Origin of the sequence: Streptomyces sp. f51, assembly GCF_037940415.1 — a bacterium.
Classification (GTDB): Bacteria; Actinomycetota; Actinomycetes; order Streptomycetales; family Streptomycetaceae; genus Streptomyces.
Genome location: NZ_CP149798.1, coordinates 448,408 through 463,156 on the forward strand (window position 1 = coordinate 448,408; position 14,749 = coordinate 463,156).

The 14,749-nt window shown below is 72.8% G+C and carries 15 protein-coding genes and 1 pseudogene; 7 read left to right on the top strand and 9 right to left on the bottom strand.

Going from position 1 to position 14,749, the window contains the following annotated elements; genetic code table 11:
* Positions 1-141 precede the first annotated feature (141 nt).
* On the bottom strand, positions 142-807 hold the full coding sequence (locus tag WJM95_RS01970) for a TetR/AcrR family transcriptional regulator (protein ID WP_339127699.1): 666 nt from the start codon (positions 805-807) through the stop codon (positions 142-144).
* Positions 808-978: 171 nt separating this feature from the next.
* Between WJM95_RS01970 and WJM95_RS01975 the strand changes: the two are divergent.
* A pseudogene (locus WJM95_RS01975) lies at positions 979-1,745 on the top strand (SDR family NAD(P)-dependent oxidoreductase).
* Between the two features lie 64 nt (positions 1,746-1,809).
* Here WJM95_RS01975 and WJM95_RS01980 read toward each other — a convergent pair.
* Positions 1,810-2,520, bottom strand: coding sequence for a glycoside hydrolase family 75 protein (locus tag WJM95_RS01980; RefSeq protein WP_339135300.1), 711 nt, complete (start codon positions 2,518-2,520; stop codon positions 1,810-1,812).
* A gap of 365 nt (positions 2,521-2,885) precedes the next feature.
* Here WJM95_RS01980 and WJM95_RS01985 point away from each other — a divergent pair, with 365 nt between their 5' ends.
* Together WJM95_RS01985 and WJM95_RS01990 are read left to right on the top strand one after the other, a co-directional pair.
* Positions 2,886-3,866 carry a fibronectin type III domain-containing protein gene (locus WJM95_RS01985; RefSeq protein ID WP_339127700.1) on the top strand — a complete coding sequence of 327 codons (981 nt, stop codon included), beginning with the start codon at positions 2,886-2,888 and terminating at the stop codon, positions 3,864-3,866.
* A gap of 192 nt (positions 3,867-4,058) precedes the next feature.
* Positions 4,059-4,613 (top strand): hypothetical protein, encoded by a 555-nt coding sequence (locus WJM95_RS01990; protein ID WP_339127701.1) that lies wholly within the window; start codon positions 4,059-4,061, stop codon positions 4,611-4,613.
* 147 nt (positions 4,614-4,760) lie between these two features.
* Here the strand turns inward: WJM95_RS01990 and WJM95_RS01995 are convergent, their stop codons facing one another.
* The 4 genes from WJM95_RS01995 to WJM95_RS02010 all read right to left on the bottom strand — a co-directional run bounded on the left by WJM95_RS01995 (position 4,761) and on the right by WJM95_RS02010 (position 9,298).
* Positions 4,761-5,306 carry a PadR family transcriptional regulator gene (locus WJM95_RS01995; protein WP_339127702.1) on the bottom strand — a complete coding sequence of 182 codons (546 nt, stop codon included), beginning with the start codon at positions 5,304-5,306 and terminating at the stop codon, positions 4,761-4,763.
* A gap of 99 nt (positions 5,307-5,405) precedes the next feature.
* On the bottom strand, positions 5,406-7,421 hold the full coding sequence (locus WJM95_RS02000; protein WP_339127703.1) for an NADPH-dependent 2,4-dienoyl-CoA reductase: 2,016 nt from the start codon (positions 7,419-7,421) through the stop codon (positions 5,406-5,408).
* 168 nt (positions 7,422-7,589) lie between these two features.
* The gene (locus WJM95_RS02005) at positions 7,590-8,393 is read right to left on the bottom strand and encodes an alpha/beta hydrolase (protein ID WP_339127704.1); all 804 of its coding nucleotides are present in this window, start codon (positions 8,391-8,393) and stop codon (positions 7,590-7,592) included.
* A gap of 110 nt (positions 8,394-8,503) precedes the next feature.
* A complete protein-coding gene (locus tag WJM95_RS02010; protein ID WP_339127705.1) occupies positions 8,504-9,298 on the bottom strand; it encodes a putative protein N(5)-glutamine methyltransferase in 795 nt (264 codons plus the stop codon).
* A 440-nt stretch (positions 9,299-9,738) separates the two neighbouring features.
* Here WJM95_RS02010 and WJM95_RS02015 point away from each other — a divergent pair, with 440 nt between their 5' ends.
* A complete protein-coding gene (locus tag WJM95_RS02015; RefSeq protein ID WP_339135302.1) occupies positions 9,739-10,215 on the top strand; it encodes a MarR family winged helix-turn-helix transcriptional regulator in 477 nt (158 codons plus the stop codon).
* A gap of 82 nt (positions 10,216-10,297) precedes the next feature.
* Here the strand turns inward: WJM95_RS02015 and WJM95_RS02020 are convergent, their stop codons facing one another.
* On the bottom strand, positions 10,298-11,035 hold the full coding sequence (locus WJM95_RS02020) for a GNAT family N-acetyltransferase (RefSeq protein ID WP_339127706.1): 738 nt from the start codon (positions 11,033-11,035) through the stop codon (positions 10,298-10,300).
* Between the two features lie 423 nt (positions 11,036-11,458).
* Here WJM95_RS02020 and WJM95_RS02025 point away from each other — a divergent pair, with 423 nt between their 5' ends.
* Both WJM95_RS02025 and WJM95_RS02030 read left to right on the top strand, forming a co-directional pair.
* The gene (locus tag WJM95_RS02025; protein ID WP_339127707.1) at positions 11,459-12,064 is read left to right on the top strand and encodes a sulfite oxidase-like oxidoreductase; all 606 of its coding nucleotides are present in this window, start codon (positions 11,459-11,461) and stop codon (positions 12,062-12,064) included.
* Positions 12,057-12,818 (top strand): ferredoxin reductase, encoded by a 762-nt coding sequence (locus tag WJM95_RS02030; RefSeq protein ID WP_339127708.1) that lies wholly within the window; start codon positions 12,057-12,059, stop codon positions 12,816-12,818. The genes WJM95_RS02025 and WJM95_RS02030 overlap by 8 nt, the downstream gene beginning before the upstream one ends.
* A gap of 147 nt (positions 12,819-12,965) precedes the next feature.
* Here WJM95_RS02030 and WJM95_RS02035 read toward each other — a convergent pair whose 3' ends face one another.
* Positions 12,966-13,196 (bottom strand): hypothetical protein, encoded by a 231-nt coding sequence (locus WJM95_RS02035; RefSeq protein ID WP_339127709.1) that lies wholly within the window; start codon positions 13,194-13,196, stop codon positions 12,966-12,968.
* Between the two features lie 94 nt (positions 13,197-13,290).
* Between WJM95_RS02035 and WJM95_RS02040 the strand changes: the two genes are divergently transcribed.
* The gene (locus WJM95_RS02040) at positions 13,291-13,557 is read left to right on the top strand and encodes a hypothetical protein (protein ID WP_339127710.1); all 267 of its coding nucleotides are present in this window, start codon (positions 13,291-13,293) and stop codon (positions 13,555-13,557) included.
* A 40-nt stretch (positions 13,558-13,597) separates the two neighbouring features.
* On the opposite strand, the gene WJM95_RS02045 is transcribed toward WJM95_RS02040, so the two are convergent.
* Positions 13,598-14,323, bottom strand: a complete 726-nt coding sequence (locus WJM95_RS02045; RefSeq protein ID WP_339127711.1) for a DUF6348 family protein — start codon at positions 14,321-14,323, stop codon at positions 13,598-13,600.
* Between the last annotated feature and the right edge of the window lie 426 nt (positions 14,324-14,749).

Below are 14,749 nucleotides of genomic sequence, written 5' to 3' on the forward strand. Positions count from 1 at the left end.
CCGCCGAGCCGTAGACGGGTCGGCCGGCCGGGGCGGGCCGGCCACCGGAAGGTGGTGCGACCGCCGGGAGGTGCCCGGGCTGCCTGCTGGATGGTGTGGCCCCAGGGACGTGCGCGGGCCCGAACGGTGTGCGGCCCGGGGTCAGGTGATGCCCTTCGCCGCGACGATCAGGGCCGAGCGGATGGTCCCGGCCAGCTCCGCGCGGGCCGTCACGGGATCGGGCTCGGCCTCGTCGGTGCGCCACGCGTAGTGCTCGACCGCCGAGCGCAGGGCCGCGTTGAGCATGGCGGCCTGGATCTCCGAGCGCAGGTCGACGGTGCCGAGACCGGCGCGGTCGGCGAGCGCGCGGGCGAACACCGGCTCGGCCTCGTCATGGGCCTGGAGCCAGACGGCACGCAGGCCCGGCTCGGTACGGGTGAGCCGCAGCAGCGTACGGACCCTGGGCGGTTGCGGCATCGCCATCGGGCCCTCGCCGTTCGTGGACGCCTGCTCCAGGGCGTCCTCCAGGGGAGCGCCGGCGGGCCAGGCCCGCAGTGCCGCGGCGATCGCGTCGATCCCGGCCGCGAACAGCGGGCTGACGCAGCTCTCCTTGCCGGGGAAGTAGCGCCACAGGGTCCGGGTGGACAGGCCGACGGCCTGGGCGATCTGGTCCCCGGTGGTGGCGGCCACGCCCTGGTCCACGAACAGTTCCACTGCGGCGCGGGCGATCTCCAGCCGGATCTCGGCCTTGCGTTCGTCGGTGAGGGGCGGCCGCCCTGTCCGGCCTCGACGCCGTCCGGGGTGTTCGTCGATCGCGCCGTCCGGCACTGATGACTCCTCGGTTCTCGGTTGCGTCCGCATATGCCGCCCGGGACTGCGGCTGCGCCGAGTCTAGCGATCTCAGTCCGCCCAGAGACTTTCTGTCATTCAGCGACAATAAGTCGTACTGTGGCGGCGCGGCACCTCGGCCGCACGCGTACGAACCTCTGGGAGAACGTCATGAACACCACCGGACCGGACGGCCGCAGCGTCATCGTCACCGGGGCGGGGTCGGGCATCGGCCGTGCCACCGCGCTTGCCTTCGCGGCCCGGGGCGCCCGGGTGGTCGTGGCCGATCTCAACGCCGAGGGCGCGGCGGCCGTCGTCGGGGAGATCGAGGCGGCCGGCGGCACTGCCGTGGCCGTGACGGGCGACCTGAGCGAGCAGGAGGTCGTGGACCGGGTGACCGCGACGGCGGTGGAGCGGTTCGGCGGCGTGGACGTGCTGGTCAACAACGCCGGAATCATGGACCGTATGTCGGCGCTGGCCGACGTCGGCGACGCGGAGTGGGAGCGGGTCGTCCGGGTCAACCTCACGGCCCCGTTCCTGCTCACCCGGGCGGTGCTGCCGCACATGCTCGCCGTCGGCAAGGGGGGGTCGTGGTGAACACCGCCTCGGAGGCGGGCCTGCGCGGCAGTGCCGCCGGGGCCGCGTACACCGCCTCGAAGCACGGTGTCGTCGGGCTCACGAAGTCCCTCGCCGTGATGTACCGGGACAAGGGCATCCGCGCCAACGCCATCGCGCCGGGCGGCACCAGCACCGGGATCACGGTGGACATCGACCCCGGCGCCCACGGCCCGGCCGCCCTCGGCGCCTACATGGGCAACGTCGGCCGGCTCGCCGAGGCCGAGGAGCAGGCCGCGGCGATCGTGTTCCTCGCCTCGGACGCGGCGAGCAACGTCAACGGCGTGATCCTGCCCGTCGACAACGGCTGGGCGGCCGTCTGACGGCCGCAGGGCCGCCGGCCGTCAGACCCTCAGCCGTCAGCCGTCAGCCCTCAGCCCTCAGCCCTCAGCCCTCAGCCAGGAGTTTCCTGGCCAGCCGCTCCCCCGCCGCCACGGCGGCCGCGTGGTCCTGGAGGGGTGAGACCCGGGCGTTCTTGAACACGAGGTAGGTGACCCCTGAAGGGGTGCCGCCGCCGCGGGGGTCGGGCCGGATCCCGAGCCCCGCGGCCGTCGCGTACGAGGCCTCGCCGATGATGTCCTCGGGGCCGGTGTCACCGACGACGGCGTACTGGACGCGGCCCCCGTAGATCACGGCCGCCACCGAGCCGGGGCCGATGCCGTGGTCCCGGTAGTCCCAGATGTCGCTCGGGGCCGGCACGACGACGTAGGGCAGGGTCTCGGCGCTCAGATAGCGGCCGTCGGACTGCTGGAAGGCCGTGGACTCGGAGAAGAGCGGGTCGGTGCGGCTGTTGCACGACGGGCCCGCTCTCCCGTCGCAGTCGATGTCCATGTCGGCCGTCCAGAAGACCGCGCCCGGGACGCCGCAGACCGGGATGTCGGCGGAGGTGCCGTCGTCGCTGCGGTATCGCCCGTGCGAGAGGGGCGTGCAGCCGCCGAGCTTCACCATCAGGTCGGCGGCCCGGACCGATCCCTCCCGCGCGGGTGCGGCGGGACTCCCGGGACGGCCCGTGGTGGAGGTCGTGGACAGCATCGCCGGGGCCGAGGCGATCAGGGCGGCCGCCGCGGCCGCGGCCAGCGTCAGTGACTGGACACGCACGATGAAGGACCCTCTCCTGGGGGACATGGACGCTCATCTGCCCAAATCTGGTGGGCCGGTGACAGCGCGTCCACCGGGAGGGGGCCGGACGGTGCACGGCCGCTTCCGCGGGCGCCGCACGGCCGAGAGCCCGAGCCGGACCCGGCTCCGGCCGCTCGGCCGCACGCGTCGGCGCGGGATCAGCGACGACAGCGTTCCGCGCCGCGGGCAGGAACTCCCCCGCGTTCGGGGCGAGTTCACACCGCGTCGAGGATCAGCATACGTATCCCCGCGACGGCCGGGCCAACGACGTCCGCCCTCTTGATGTGGCCGCGTCACCCGTGTCTTATAGGTACAGACCAATCCCGTCGAGGGAGGGCGGACCCGTGCGACGCGTTCTTCTCACCGCCCGATACGCGCCGGCCTGCGCAGCGCTGCTCGCGCTCGCCGCCTGCGGATGGGGCGCCCGGGCGTCGGGACCGGCGGAACGGCTGCCCGCGGCGGCCACGGGCGTGACCGCCGCCGCGGGGAGCTCGACCAGCGTGCACGTCATGTGGAACCTGGCCGACGAGAACCCGCGGATCACCCGCTACGAGGTGTACAGCGGCACCACCAAGGTCAAGGAAGTACCGGGTTCCGAGCACATGGTGGACATCACCCGGCTCGAACCGTCCACCGCGTACGTCTTCAGGGTCCGGGCCCGGAACGCCGACGGGGTCCCCGGGCCGCTGAGCCGGCCGGTGCGGGCCACCACCCCGGCGGCGGTCGCGGCCGACGACACCGCGCCGACCCGCCCCGGCGCCCCGCAGGGGAGAGCCCTCGGCGGCCGGGCGGTCCAGCTGTCCTGGGCGGGGTCGTCCGACGCCCGGGGTGTGGTGTCGTACGACATCTACCAGGGCACATCGAAGATCCACAGTGTGGGCGGCGCCCAGACTGCCGCCGTCGTCACCGGGCTGCGGCCGAACACGGCGTACGTCTTCACCGTGCGGGCCCGTGACGCCGCGGACAACGTCTCGGCGCCGAGCGACTCCGTCCGGATCACCACCGCGCCGGGCCAGGAGGACGACCGGAGCACGGCACCGGCCGCCTTCCGGGCGCGGACCCACCGGAGCGACGGGGCGTACTACATCGACCTGGCGTGGACGGCGCCCGAGGTCGACGGGGTGATCACGGAGTACGGGATCCAGCTCGACGGGCGTGCCGTCACCTCGCTCGTCTGGGGCGGCAGCCCGCCCACCGGCACCTGTACCTACAGCTTCTACATCGGCCGGGAAGCGGACGTGACCCATCGGGTGCGGATCCGGGCGAAGCTGCCCGACGGCACCTGGGGCGCGCTCTCCGCGGAGCGCTCCGTGACGACGGGGTGAACCGGCGGGACCGGACCGGCCGCCGGCCGCGTCCGCTCTCGGCCGGACGATGGAATCCGTCACCTGCCCGGTCCCCGTCCGCATGCGGGTCACGGCCGGGGCGCATTGGCTCGCAGTGAGGCAGCACGGGCCTTCCGATCCTCGGCGGCGCATGGGATGTACCGCCAACCGTGCCGCTGGAGGGCAGTTCCTATGCGTACCACTCAGAGACTTCTCCGCTCCGGCCTGACCGTGGCCGCCACCGCTGCGCTTCCGCTCACCCTGGCCGCCCCGGCGGCCGTCGCATGGGGTTCCGGGATCTCCGTGAGCACCAGCGGCACCGCGGTCTCGGTCACCACCAGCGCCTGCCCGAGCAACGGAAGCAGCTTCGGCAATGCCTCGCTGCTCTCCAGCGGGCAGACCAATTTCGCCCAGGGCCGCCAGATGCCGCTCACCGGCACGAGCAGCAACCAGTCGGCGGCCTGGACGGGCGTGAGCCCTGGAACGTTCACGGTCATCGTCGTGTGCCAGGACGGTACGACCGCGGGTACCCAGGCGATCATCGTCGCGGCCAGCTCGGCCCCCGCGACTCCCACGATCTCGACGACGGTCTCACCTTCGCCGTCGCGCGGGGTCATGGGCGGACTCGGCGGGGCCGTGAAGGACTACGGCACGCTCACGGTCGTGGGCGGCGCGGCGCTGGTCGTGACCGGCACCGTGGCGGCGGCCTGGTTCCTGCGCCGCAGGTCCAAGCCCCACAGGCTCTGATCCGGCGTCCGTCGCGACGGGCGGTCTTCCGCGGGCTCCGGCCACGGACGGCCGCCCGGTGCCGTGTCCGGGCTCCGGTACCGGAATCCGTACGCGGCGGACGCCCGCCCGCGCGGCCGCTGCCAGGGCCCCGGCCCGGGGCGGATGTCAGCCGTCCGCGCGCATGCCGGCGAGTTCGGCCAGGGCGTGGGTCAGCCACTGGGTCCAGAAGGTCTCCAGGTCGATGCCCGCCCGCAGCACGAGATGGCGCAGCCGGTTCTCCGGCGTGCTCTCCCCCGGCGGGAAGTCCCGCTCCTGGATCCCCTCGTACTCGGCCAACTGACGTCGGTGCAGGTCGAGATGGCGGCGCAGGTCGGCCTCGACACCCTCGGTGCCGACGACTGCCGCGGCACGCAGGCGCAGCAGCATCGTGTCGCGCATCGGCTTCGGATCCTGCGCGGCGGCGGTCCAGCGGGCGAGTTCGGCGCGGCCGGCGGGCAGGACTTCGTAGCTCTTCTTCTGGCCCCGGGCGCGCTGCTCGGGGGGCAGCGCCCTGATGAACCCCTCGGCCTCCAGTTTTCCCAGCTCGCGATAGATCTGCTGGTGCGTCGCCGACCAGAAGTAGCCGATCGACTTGTCGAACCGCCGGGTCAGTTCGAGGCCGGAGGAGGGCTTCTCGAGCAGGGCGGTGAGGATCGCGTGCGGGAGTGACATGAGGTCATCCTAGGGAGGACCGCGGGAGCCGCCCGGTGTCCGGCCGTACAGCGCCGGACACCACGACGGCCCTCCCGCGGTGGGTCGTGCGGCCCCGGCTCAGAGCGCCGCGGCCAGTTCCGTTCCCTGCTTGATGGCCCGCTTGGCGTCCAGTTCGGCGGCCACGTCGGCGCCGCCGATCAGGTGCACGCCACGGCCGGTCGCGCGCAGCGCCTCGTACAGGTCGCGGCGCGGTTCCTGTCCGGTGCACAGCACGATCGTGTCGACCTCCAGGACCTGGCTGTGGCCGTCGACGGTGACGTGCAGTCCGGCGTCGTCGATCCGGTCGTACTGGACGCCCGGGACCATGGTGACGCCCCGGTGCTTGAGCTCGGTGCGGTGGATCCAGCCGGTGGTCTTGCCCAGTCCGGCGCCGACCTTGGACGCCTTGCGCTGGAGGAGGTGCACGGTGCGCGGCGGGGCGGGCCGTTCGGGGGCGCCGAGACCGCCGGGGGCCCGGTAGTCCATGTCGACTCCCCAGCTGCGGAAGTACGTCGCCGGGTCCTCGCTCGCCTTGTCGCCGCTGTCGGTCAGGAACTCGGCGACGTCGAATCCGATGCCGCCGGCGCCGAGGATGGCGACGCGGTCGCCGACGGGGGCTCCGTCGCGCAGGACGTCGAGGTAGCCGACGACGCTCGGGTGGTCGACGCCCGGGATCTCCGGGGTGCGCGGGCTGACGCCCGTGGCGACGACGACCTCGTCGTACGTCTCCAGGTTCGCGACGGTGGCCGGGGTGTTCAACCGGACGTCCACGCCGTGCAGTTCGAGCTGGGTGCGGAAGTAGCGGATCGTCTCGTCGAACTCCTGCTTGCCGGGAACCCGGCGGGCGACGTTGAGTTGACCGCCGATGTCGTCCGCGGCGTCGAACAGGGTGACGTCGTGGCCGCGTTCGGCGGCGCTGACGGCGCAGGCGAGGCCGGCGGGCCCGGCACCGACGACCGCGACGGTCTTGCGCAGCCGGGTCGGCGCGAGCACGAGCTCCGTCTCGTGGCAGGCGCGGGGGTTGACCAGGCAGGAGGTGATCTTGCCGCTGAAGGTGTGGTCGAGGCAGGCCTGGTTGCACCCGATGCAGGTGTTGATGGCCTCCGGGCGTCCGGCCTCGGCCTTGGCGACGAAGTCGGGGTCGGCGAGCATCGGCCGGGCCAGGGACACCATGTCGGCGTGGCCGTCGGCGAGCAACTGCTCGGCGATCTCCGGGGTGTTGATGCGGTTGGTCGTCACGAGCGGGATCGAGACGGACCCCATGACCTTCTTGGTCACCCAGGCGTACGCGCCGCGCGGCACCGAGGTCGCGATGGTGGGGATACGGGCCTCGTGCCAGCCGATGCCCGTGTTGATGATCGTCGCTCCGGCGGCCTCGACGGCCCGCGCGAGGGTGATGACCTCGTCGAGCGAGGAGCCGCCGGGCACGAGGTCGAGCATCGACAGACGGTAGATGATGATGAAGTCGTCGCCGACGGCCTCGCGGACGCGGCGGACGATCTCGACGGGGAAGCGCGTCCGGTTCTCGTACGAGCCGCCCCAGCGGTCCTCGCGCCGGTTGGTCTGGAGGGCGATGAACTCGTTGATGAGGTAGCCCTCGGAGCCCATGATCTCGACGCCGTCGTAGCCGGCCTGCCGGGCGAGCCGGGCGGCGCGGGCGTAGTCGTCGATGGTCCGCTCGATGTCGGCGTCGCTCAGCTCGTTCGGCACGAAGGGGCTGATCGGGGCCTGGAGCGCGGAGGGCGCGACGAGGTCCTGGTGGTAGGCGTACCGGCCGAAGTGCAGGATCTGCATGGCGATCTTTCCGCCCTCGCGGTGCACCGCGGCGGTGATCCCGGCATGCTGCGCGGCCTCGGCCTCGGTGGTCAGCTTCGCGCCGCCCTCGTACGGGCGTCCCGCGTCGTTGGGCGCGATGCCACCGGTGACGATCAGGCCCACACCACCCCGCGCGCGGGCGGCGTAGAACTCGGCCATGCGCTCGAACCCGCGCTCGGCCTCTTCCAGGCCCACGTGCATGGAGCCCATGAGGACGCGGTTGGGCAGCGTGGTGAAGCCCAGGTCGAGCGGGTTCAGCAGATGCGGGTAACGGCTCATCGGGCCCCTCCGTGCGCGGTGTCGTACGTCTGTTGTAGACGACGCACCCCCCGTTATGCAACTAGTTGCACAATGAGGAGGATCACTCGCCGGGCCCTCTCCCGACCACCGGAGGAAGACCGGGCGCCGACCGGGCGCACGCGGTATGGGGCCCGAGCCGGCGGCCGGTCAGCCGAGGACCACGCTCGCCACCAGCTCGGCGATCACGTCGGGCTGTTGGACCAGCGCCAGGTGGCCGGCGTCGGGGACGGAGACCATCGTCACGCCGGGGGCGGCCTCCAGTCCGGCGCGCTCCTCGTCGGACAGGCCGATGTCGTCGTGGTCGCCGCGCACGACCCAGGCGGCCGCACCCGAGTCGCGAAGCCGGGCGACCAGGTCCGGGTACCGGTCGAGGTAGTCGAAGTGGTGCCGGATCACCTGGCGGCAGAACGCCGGATCGTTCTTCTCGAACTCGGCGGTCAGCGCCTCGCGCCGGTCCGGCGGCAACTCGTTCGCCATGGCCCGGGGCGCCAGCTTGACCAGGCCCGCCCAGGCCAGCGTCCCGACGCCCGGCACCCGTCCGAGGCTGTTGGCGATCGCGAGCGCCTTGTCCTCGTCGGATGCCGAGAAGGTCGGGGAGAGCAGGACGACGGGGCCGGCGAAGTGCCCGCCGGCCACCATCTCCAGAGCGACGTTGGCACCCATGCTGTGGCCGACCACGACGGTGCAGCCGCGCTCGGCGGCCAGGGCGCCCGCCAGCGCCGCGTAGTTCTCCATGGACAGGTCGTGGGGCGGTGTGGTGCCCGCGTGCCCGGGCAGGGTCGCGGCCACGAGCCGCACCGGCGCGGTGGCGAGCGCCGGTGCAGCCATGAGGTCGTCGTAGAACGCGGTGCTGCACATCCCGCCGGGCAGCAGCAGCACCCGGGTGTCCGCGTCGGCGGGTCCCGACTCCTTGATGTCCCACGCGTCGAACGTCTCGGGGGTGCTGCTCATGTCCGGGCCTCTCTCTGGCGTCTTCGCTCAGCCGGAGTGTGGCGCGCGAGGCGGGGAGATCGGCCGACCCGGGGCCGAACGCGGCATGTCGCCCGGTCCGCCCCGGCCCGTCAGGGCTTCACGCCGATCACCACGTCGGCGTACATCTCCTCCGAGACCGCCAGCCGCGCGATCAGTCCTGCGCGGGTGAAGACCTCGACGGCCGTGGGGGCCTGGCGCTCGCTCGTCTCGATGAGCAGGCAGCCGCCGCGGGCCAGCCAGCGCGGCGCCTCGGCGGCGACCCGGCGGGCGAGGTCGAGTCCGTCCGCGCCCCCGTCGAGGGCGACCAGGGGTTCGTGGTCCCGGGCCTCGGACGGCAGCAGCCCGACCTCGTCGGTCGGTACGTACGGCACGTTGGCGGCCAGGATGTCGACCCGGCCGCGCAGCGTGGCGGGCAGCGCCGCGAAGAGGTCCCCCTCGTGGACCTGGCCCGCGTAGGGCGCCACATTGCGGCGGGCGCAGGCCACGGCGGCGGGGTCGATGTCGGCGGCGTGCAGTTCGGGCCCGCCGAGGGAGGAAGCCAGCGCGGCGCCGACGGCGCCCGAGCCGCAGCACAGGTCCACCACGACGGACGCGTCGGGCGCGAGCGAGACGGCCTGCCCGACGAGGAACTCCGTACGGCGGCGCGGCACGAAGACGCCCGGGTCGAGGGTGATGCGCAGGCCGTGGAACTCGGCCCAGCCGACGACGTGTTCGAGGGGAAGTCCGGCGACACGGCGGTCCACCATGGCGGCGGCCTCGTCCGGGGTGCGGGCGGCGGAGCGGATCAGCTCCGCCTCGTCCTCGGCGAAGACGCAGCCGGCCGAGCGGAGGGCGGCGACCATGGGATCGGTCGCGCCGGGAACATCAGGAGACAGGGGAGACATGAAGCCGAGGGCCTTTCGACGTACCGAAGGGCGCTCCCAGGGTCACCGTCGGACGGCGACCGCGTCGCGTGGAGAGGAGAGCACCCGACCTGACACAGCGGTAATGGGTCTCACCTCCTCGGCGACTCATCGGCCGAGACGGTCCTGGGCCGGGAAGGCCACCTTACAGGAACGATCAGGTGGCCGGCCGGAGAAGCGGCGGACGCGTGACGGCCGCGCACGGGCGGACAGGCACGGGCGGACGACGCGTACGGGCGGGCGCACACGGCGGACGCGTACCGGCGGACGCTCGGCCGCCCGCCTGGGCGACTCCCGCCCCCAGCCGCTCCTCCCGCCCCGAGTTGTACTATGCAACCAGAGCACGTCAGGGAGGTCCCGTCATGGCATCCGAAGGGTCCGGTGAGCACGCCGTCGCCGACGGGGCGCCGGACGAGAGCGCGATGACCGGCGATGGGGCGGCCGACGCGGCCGTGGAGATCATCCAGCGTGAGATGACGGTGTTCGCCCGGCGGGCCCGGGCCTCCGCGGGACGCATGCATCCCGAGCTTTCCCTGGTCTCGTACACCCTGCTCGGGCACCTGGAGGAGGTCGGCGGCTGCCGGGCCACCGACCTCGCCCTGCACTACGCGCTGGACAAGTCGACGGTGAGCCGTCAGGTGGCGGCGCTGGAGCGGGCCGGGCTGATCGGGCGGCGCATGGACCCCGAGGACCACCGCGTGCAGGTGCTGTATCCGACGCCGGCGGGCGCGGAGATCCTCGCCCAGGTGACCCGCAGCCGCCGGGTGGCGTTCCGCGAACGGCTCGCGGGCTGGCCCGAGGAGGACCTCACCCGCTTCGCCTCGTACCTGCTGCGCTACAACGCGACGGCGCCGGGCCTCGGCGCGGAGAGGCCGGCGGCCGGGCCGCGGGGAGACTGACCCGGCTCCCCACCGGCACGGCCCGCCGGACCGCGGGCCGCCCGGCGTCCCCCGACGTCAGCGGTGCGCTTCCCGGCGGCGGCTATTCCGGCACCCTGGCCGCCATGAAGCGGACCTTGCGGCGCAGGCGGAATCCCAGCGACTCGTAGAGGCGGATGGCGCCCGTGTTGCTCGCCGCCGTGTGCAGGAACGGGGTCTCGCCGCGTTCACGGATGCCGTGGGCGACGGCCAGGATCAGCCGTGTGGCCAGGCCCTCGCCGCGGTGGCCCGGGTCCGTGCAGACCGCGCTGATCTCGGTCCAGCCCGGCGGGTGGAGCCGCTCGCCGGCCATCGCGACCAGGGCGCCGTTCCGGCGGATCCCGAGATACGTGCCGAGCTCGACGGTCCGCGGCTCGAAGGGGCCAGGCTGGGTGCGTTCCACCAGGTCCAGCATGTCCGGCACGTCGGCGGGGCCGAGCCGTACCGCCTCGGCGTCGGGCGCCGCGGCCAGTCCGTCGTCCACGAGCTGGACTCCGTCGAGGCTGAAGACGACCTCCCAGCCGTCCGGGGTCCGCCCGTCGAAACCGGCCAGCGGGGCCGCTCCCCCGGGGCCCACCAGTTCGGCCAGGTCCGCCCAGTCCTCGGCGCCGGGATCGTCGGGCAGCGCCAGCCAGGGGGACACGTCCAGGGGGTAGCGCAGCACGCGCCCCCGGCGTTCGGCGAAGTGCGCGTGGGGCCCGGTGAGGGAGCCGAGGGCCGGGTTGTCGAGAGGGTGACGGCCGGAGGGGGTCCCCTGCGTCTCCGGGCCCTCGAACCGTGTGGAGACGTACGCCTCGGTCATCTGCTCCCTCACTCTCCTTGGCTGAGTCGGTGTGTCGCCGCCGTGTCGCTTCGTCGTCGTGTCGCCGTGCGCGTGGCACCGCTCACCGGTTGTGCGTGTACAGGCCACCGGAGTCGACTCCAAGGGCAAGGACGATCGGGGCGCGGCTATTCCCGTACGACGGGAGAGTTCACGCGTACGCAATGATCGCCGGCCCGCACGGGGCCGCGGCCGCTCGGCACCGCACGGGCACGGGCACCCTTGCGGGCACCGGCACGGAGCACGATCCGCGGGCGCGTACCGTTGAATGGTCAATGAGCGGTACGTGCCCGGGACCCCGATCCCTGCGCGCGCCGGTCACCCTCGATCCGCGGGCCGCCGTCCCCGGCGACCACGCCCCGTCCGCGGACCGCCGGCTCTCTCGGTCCTGGAGGCACCACCCGTATGAACGTCACGCGAGGCTTCACCGGCCGCCCGCGGGTCCACAACGCAGGACTGCCGCCGGGCCAGTACGACGCCGGCGACGACTGGCCCGTCCTGTCCGCCGAGGTGACCCCGGACCTGACGCCCGCCGACTGGAACCTGCGGATCGACGGCCTGGTCGCCGAGCCGCGGACCTGGGACTGGGAGCAGGCGCACGCGCTGCCCGCCTCGGCGTACGAGGGCGACATCCACTGTGTGACGAGCTGGTCGAAGTTCGGGGTGCGGTTCGGGGGCGTGTCCCTGGACACCTTCCTGGACGCCGTACGGCCGGACCCGAGCGCCACCCACGCGGTCGCGTACGCGCACACGGGGTACAGCGCGAACCTCCCGCTGGCCGACCTCACGGGTGGTCGCGCCTGGATCGTGTGGGACTACGACGGCCTGCCGTTGCCGGCCGAGCACGGCGGCCCGGCGCGGCTGATCGTGCCGCATCTGTACTTCTGGAAGAGCACCAAGTGGATCGCGGGCATCCGCGTCCTCGACCACGACGAGCCGGGATTCTGGGAGCGGAACGGCTACCACGCCCGCGGCAACCCCTGGGAAGAGCAGCGTTACTCCGGTGACTGAGACCACGACCTTCGTACCCCCGTCTCGGTTCGCGGTGCCCGGACGCATCGCGGTGGACACGCAGACGGCCACCACCTGGCAGACGGCCACGCTCACCGAGATCCGTCGCGAGACCCCGAACGCGGCGACCTTCCGGTTCGCCGTGCCCGCGTGGGCGGGGCATCTGCCCGGCCAGCATCTGATGCTGCGGCTCACCGCCGGGGACGGATATGTGGCGCAGCGCCACTACTCCATCGCGTCCTCCCCCGACGACAGCGGCCACATCGAGCTGACCCTGGACCATGTCGACGGCGGTGAGGTCTCCGGCTGGTTCCACACCGTGGCCCGGCCCGGCGACTCCGTCGAGGTCCGCGGTCCGCTGAGCGGCTTCTTCGCCTGGCCGGGGGACCGGGCGGCGCTGCTGGTCGGCGCCGGTTCCGGTGTCGTGCCGCTGATGTCGATGCTGCGCCACCACCGCGCGCGGTCCCTGGACGTCCCGCTGCGGCTTCTGGTGTCGGCGCGGAGTCCCGAGGAGCTGATATACGCCCGGGAGTACGGTGCCGAAACCACCACCGTGTTCACGCGCGCGGCCCCGGACGGTGTGCCCGTGGGCCGTATGACCGCCGCACATGTGGAACCCCTCATGGCCGAAGCACCTCCCGGTGGCTGGGAGGCCTACATCTGCGGTTCCAACGCCTTCGCGGAACACGCTTCACGCCTGCTGGTGACAGCGGGCCAGCCGGTGGACCGAATCCGGATCGAACGGTTCGGCTGAGGTCTGGCGTCCGGTTGAGGTCTGGTGTGTGGTGTCGGGTCGGGGCGCCGTGAGCGGCGGGGCTCCGACCAGCCAGGAAGAGACGCGCGCGGGGTGGCATCAAGCCTGATGCTCAGGCCGACGCGCGGAGTTCTCGCCAGGGCGTCGTCAGCGGGTGACCGCCACCAGCCCCGCCATCAGCAACCCGGCTCCCAGGAATCCGAACTGGAGCCTCATGCGTCCGAGGCTCGTCCAGGGTGTGCCCCAGCGCGTCCTGTAGCGCGACGAGAACGTCACGTCCGCCCAGTCCCACACCCAGACGTCCACGCCGCGGTATCCGCAAGCCACCACGGTGAACGCGCAGCCCGCGATCAGTGCGAGCACCCCACGAAGAATCACGCCGCCCCCTCCCTCACGACGAACATCACTGCCGCGGCATTGTCGCAGGCGGCACCGGTTGACGCGCTCGGAGCATCCCGAAAGGATGCGCGTCATGTTGCAGCTCAGCGCGCGAGCCTCCCACGGCGGCCAGGTGTTCCTGTTGATCTGGGGAGTGGGCGCGCTGGTCATGGGGGCGGCGTTGGCCTCGAAGAAGGGGTCCGCCCGGTTTCGCGCGGTGATCGCGTCCGGACTCCAGGGACATCCCGTACGACAGGCCCGTGCGCAGAGCTTCGGCTCTCTGCGCGTGATGGCCGCCGTGCTCGCCCTTGCGGGCCTGATCGGAAGCATCGCGGCCGTCGCCCTGCTGAGTCGAGCCTAGACCTCGATCGTGCCCCGGCCGTGCCGAGGGGGCTCGGAGCCTACGTTGCGAGGGGCGAGAGCAGCGCGTAGTGGCGAACGGCTGTGAACACCTTCGGTTCGGGGAGGTTCAGCGCAGCCATGGCCGCCGAGGCGGTTTCGTGGCGCTCGCCGTTGACCCGGATCTCGCTCTGCATCGCGCCGGGCCGGCCGCCGTAGAAGACCTTGACCCCGTTGAAGTGCGGTGATTCCAGGTCCGCGGTGAAGGTGTGCGCGACGCGGTGCAGCACGTTCGCGTCGAGCAGGGCGGCCTGCAAGCGCCGGTTCTCGTCGCCGTCGAGACCGAAGGCGACCGCTCCGGAGACGATCGAGTGCCAGCCTGCGACTCCGCGCCCGTGGTCGGGTCCCAGGTGGTCCGCGAAGCGTGAACGTGGGTCGAGGAGTTCGAGCATGCAGGCGCCCGCCGTCTGCACCCAGAGGTCGGCCGCCCTGCGGGGATCGCCGGACATCGCCACGACACAGTCCGTGAAGCACGGGACATCCGGCTGGAGGCTCACGTCGGGCAGGGCCACGAGGTCGTAGTGGCGGCCGCCCCCGTGGTACGGCGGCGCGACGCCCACCGCCCATCCACTCGGGCTGCTCAGCGAATTGCCCTTGACTTCGGCGCCCTGGGTGACACCGGGCGCGTACTCCTCCAGGCTCGCCTTCACGAGGGCGAGGAACTCCAGGTCGGGCAGGCGTTCTTCGGACGGCTGGGCTTCGCGGGCGCGGCGGCGTATCCAGGGCATGCGGTGGATCCTATCCACGGGGCGGACGCCGGCCGGCAGTGGCGGCGGGTTCGCCCGCGTCTGCGCGATCGCGGCGGACGGGGCCGCAACTGCCCAGGTTCCTGGGCCTGTCCACGTACTCGGGACGGAGCGGCGGCTCAGTCCTCCTTCACTCTCTGTTCTCTCGGTACGCGAGGAATTCGCCGAGCAGTGGGCGCCGCGCGACGATCGGCCCCGCCTCAATCGCCCTGTGAACGGCCCACGGGTTTCGATCCGGGCCCGCCGGTGTATCCGGTCGTGGGCGGGGCATTCGGTGTGCGCCCGGGTGTCGCGGACGGGGGTCGGCGCGGCGGGTGGCGTGAGGAGGGGCATGCGAAGCCGGGTGCGGGGCTGGCGTTGGCGTCGGAATCCGTTACGGCGGCGCTCCGACGTCGTCGAGGCGTGGTG

What these genes read in the sequence shown, in the direction of transcription:
- WJM95_RS01990 (WP_339127701.1), top strand. Translation starts at nt 4,059, where the DNA reads ATGCGTACCACTCAGAGACTTCTCCGCTCCGGCCTGACCGTGGCCGCC.
- WJM95_RS01995 (WP_339127702.1), bottom strand. Translation starts at nt 5,306, where the DNA reads ATGTCACTCCCGCACGCGATCCTCACCGCCCTGCTCGAGAAGCCCTCC.
- WJM95_RS02000 (WP_339127703.1), bottom strand. Translation starts at nt 7,421, where the DNA reads ATGAGCCGTTACCCGCATCTGCTGAACCCGCTCGACCTGGGCTTCACC.
- WJM95_RS02005 (WP_339127704.1), bottom strand. Translation starts at nt 8,393, where the DNA reads ATGAGCAGCACCCCCGAGACGTTCGACGCGTGGGACATCAAGGAGTCG.
- WJM95_RS02010 (WP_339127705.1), bottom strand. Translation starts at nt 9,298, where the DNA reads ATGTCTCCCCTGTCTCCTGATGTTCCCGGCGCGACCGATCCCATGGTC.
- WJM95_RS02015 (WP_339135302.1), top strand. Translation starts at nt 9,739, where the DNA reads ATGACCGGCGATGGGGCGGCCGACGCGGCCGTGGAGATCATCCAGCGT.
- WJM95_RS02020 (WP_339127706.1), bottom strand. Translation starts at nt 11,035, where the DNA reads ATGACCGAGGCGTACGTCTCCACACGGTTCGAGGGCCCGGAGACGCAG.
- WJM95_RS02025 (WP_339127707.1), top strand. Translation starts at nt 11,459, where the DNA reads ATGAACGTCACGCGAGGCTTCACCGGCCGCCCGCGGGTCCACAACGCA.
- WJM95_RS02040 (WP_339127710.1), top strand. Translation starts at nt 13,291, where the DNA reads ATGTTGCAGCTCAGCGCGCGAGCCTCCCACGGCGGCCAGGTGTTCCTG.
- WJM95_RS02045 (WP_339127711.1), bottom strand. Translation starts at nt 14,323, where the DNA reads ATGCCCTGGATACGCCGCCGCGCCCGCGAAGCCCAGCCGTCCGAAGAA.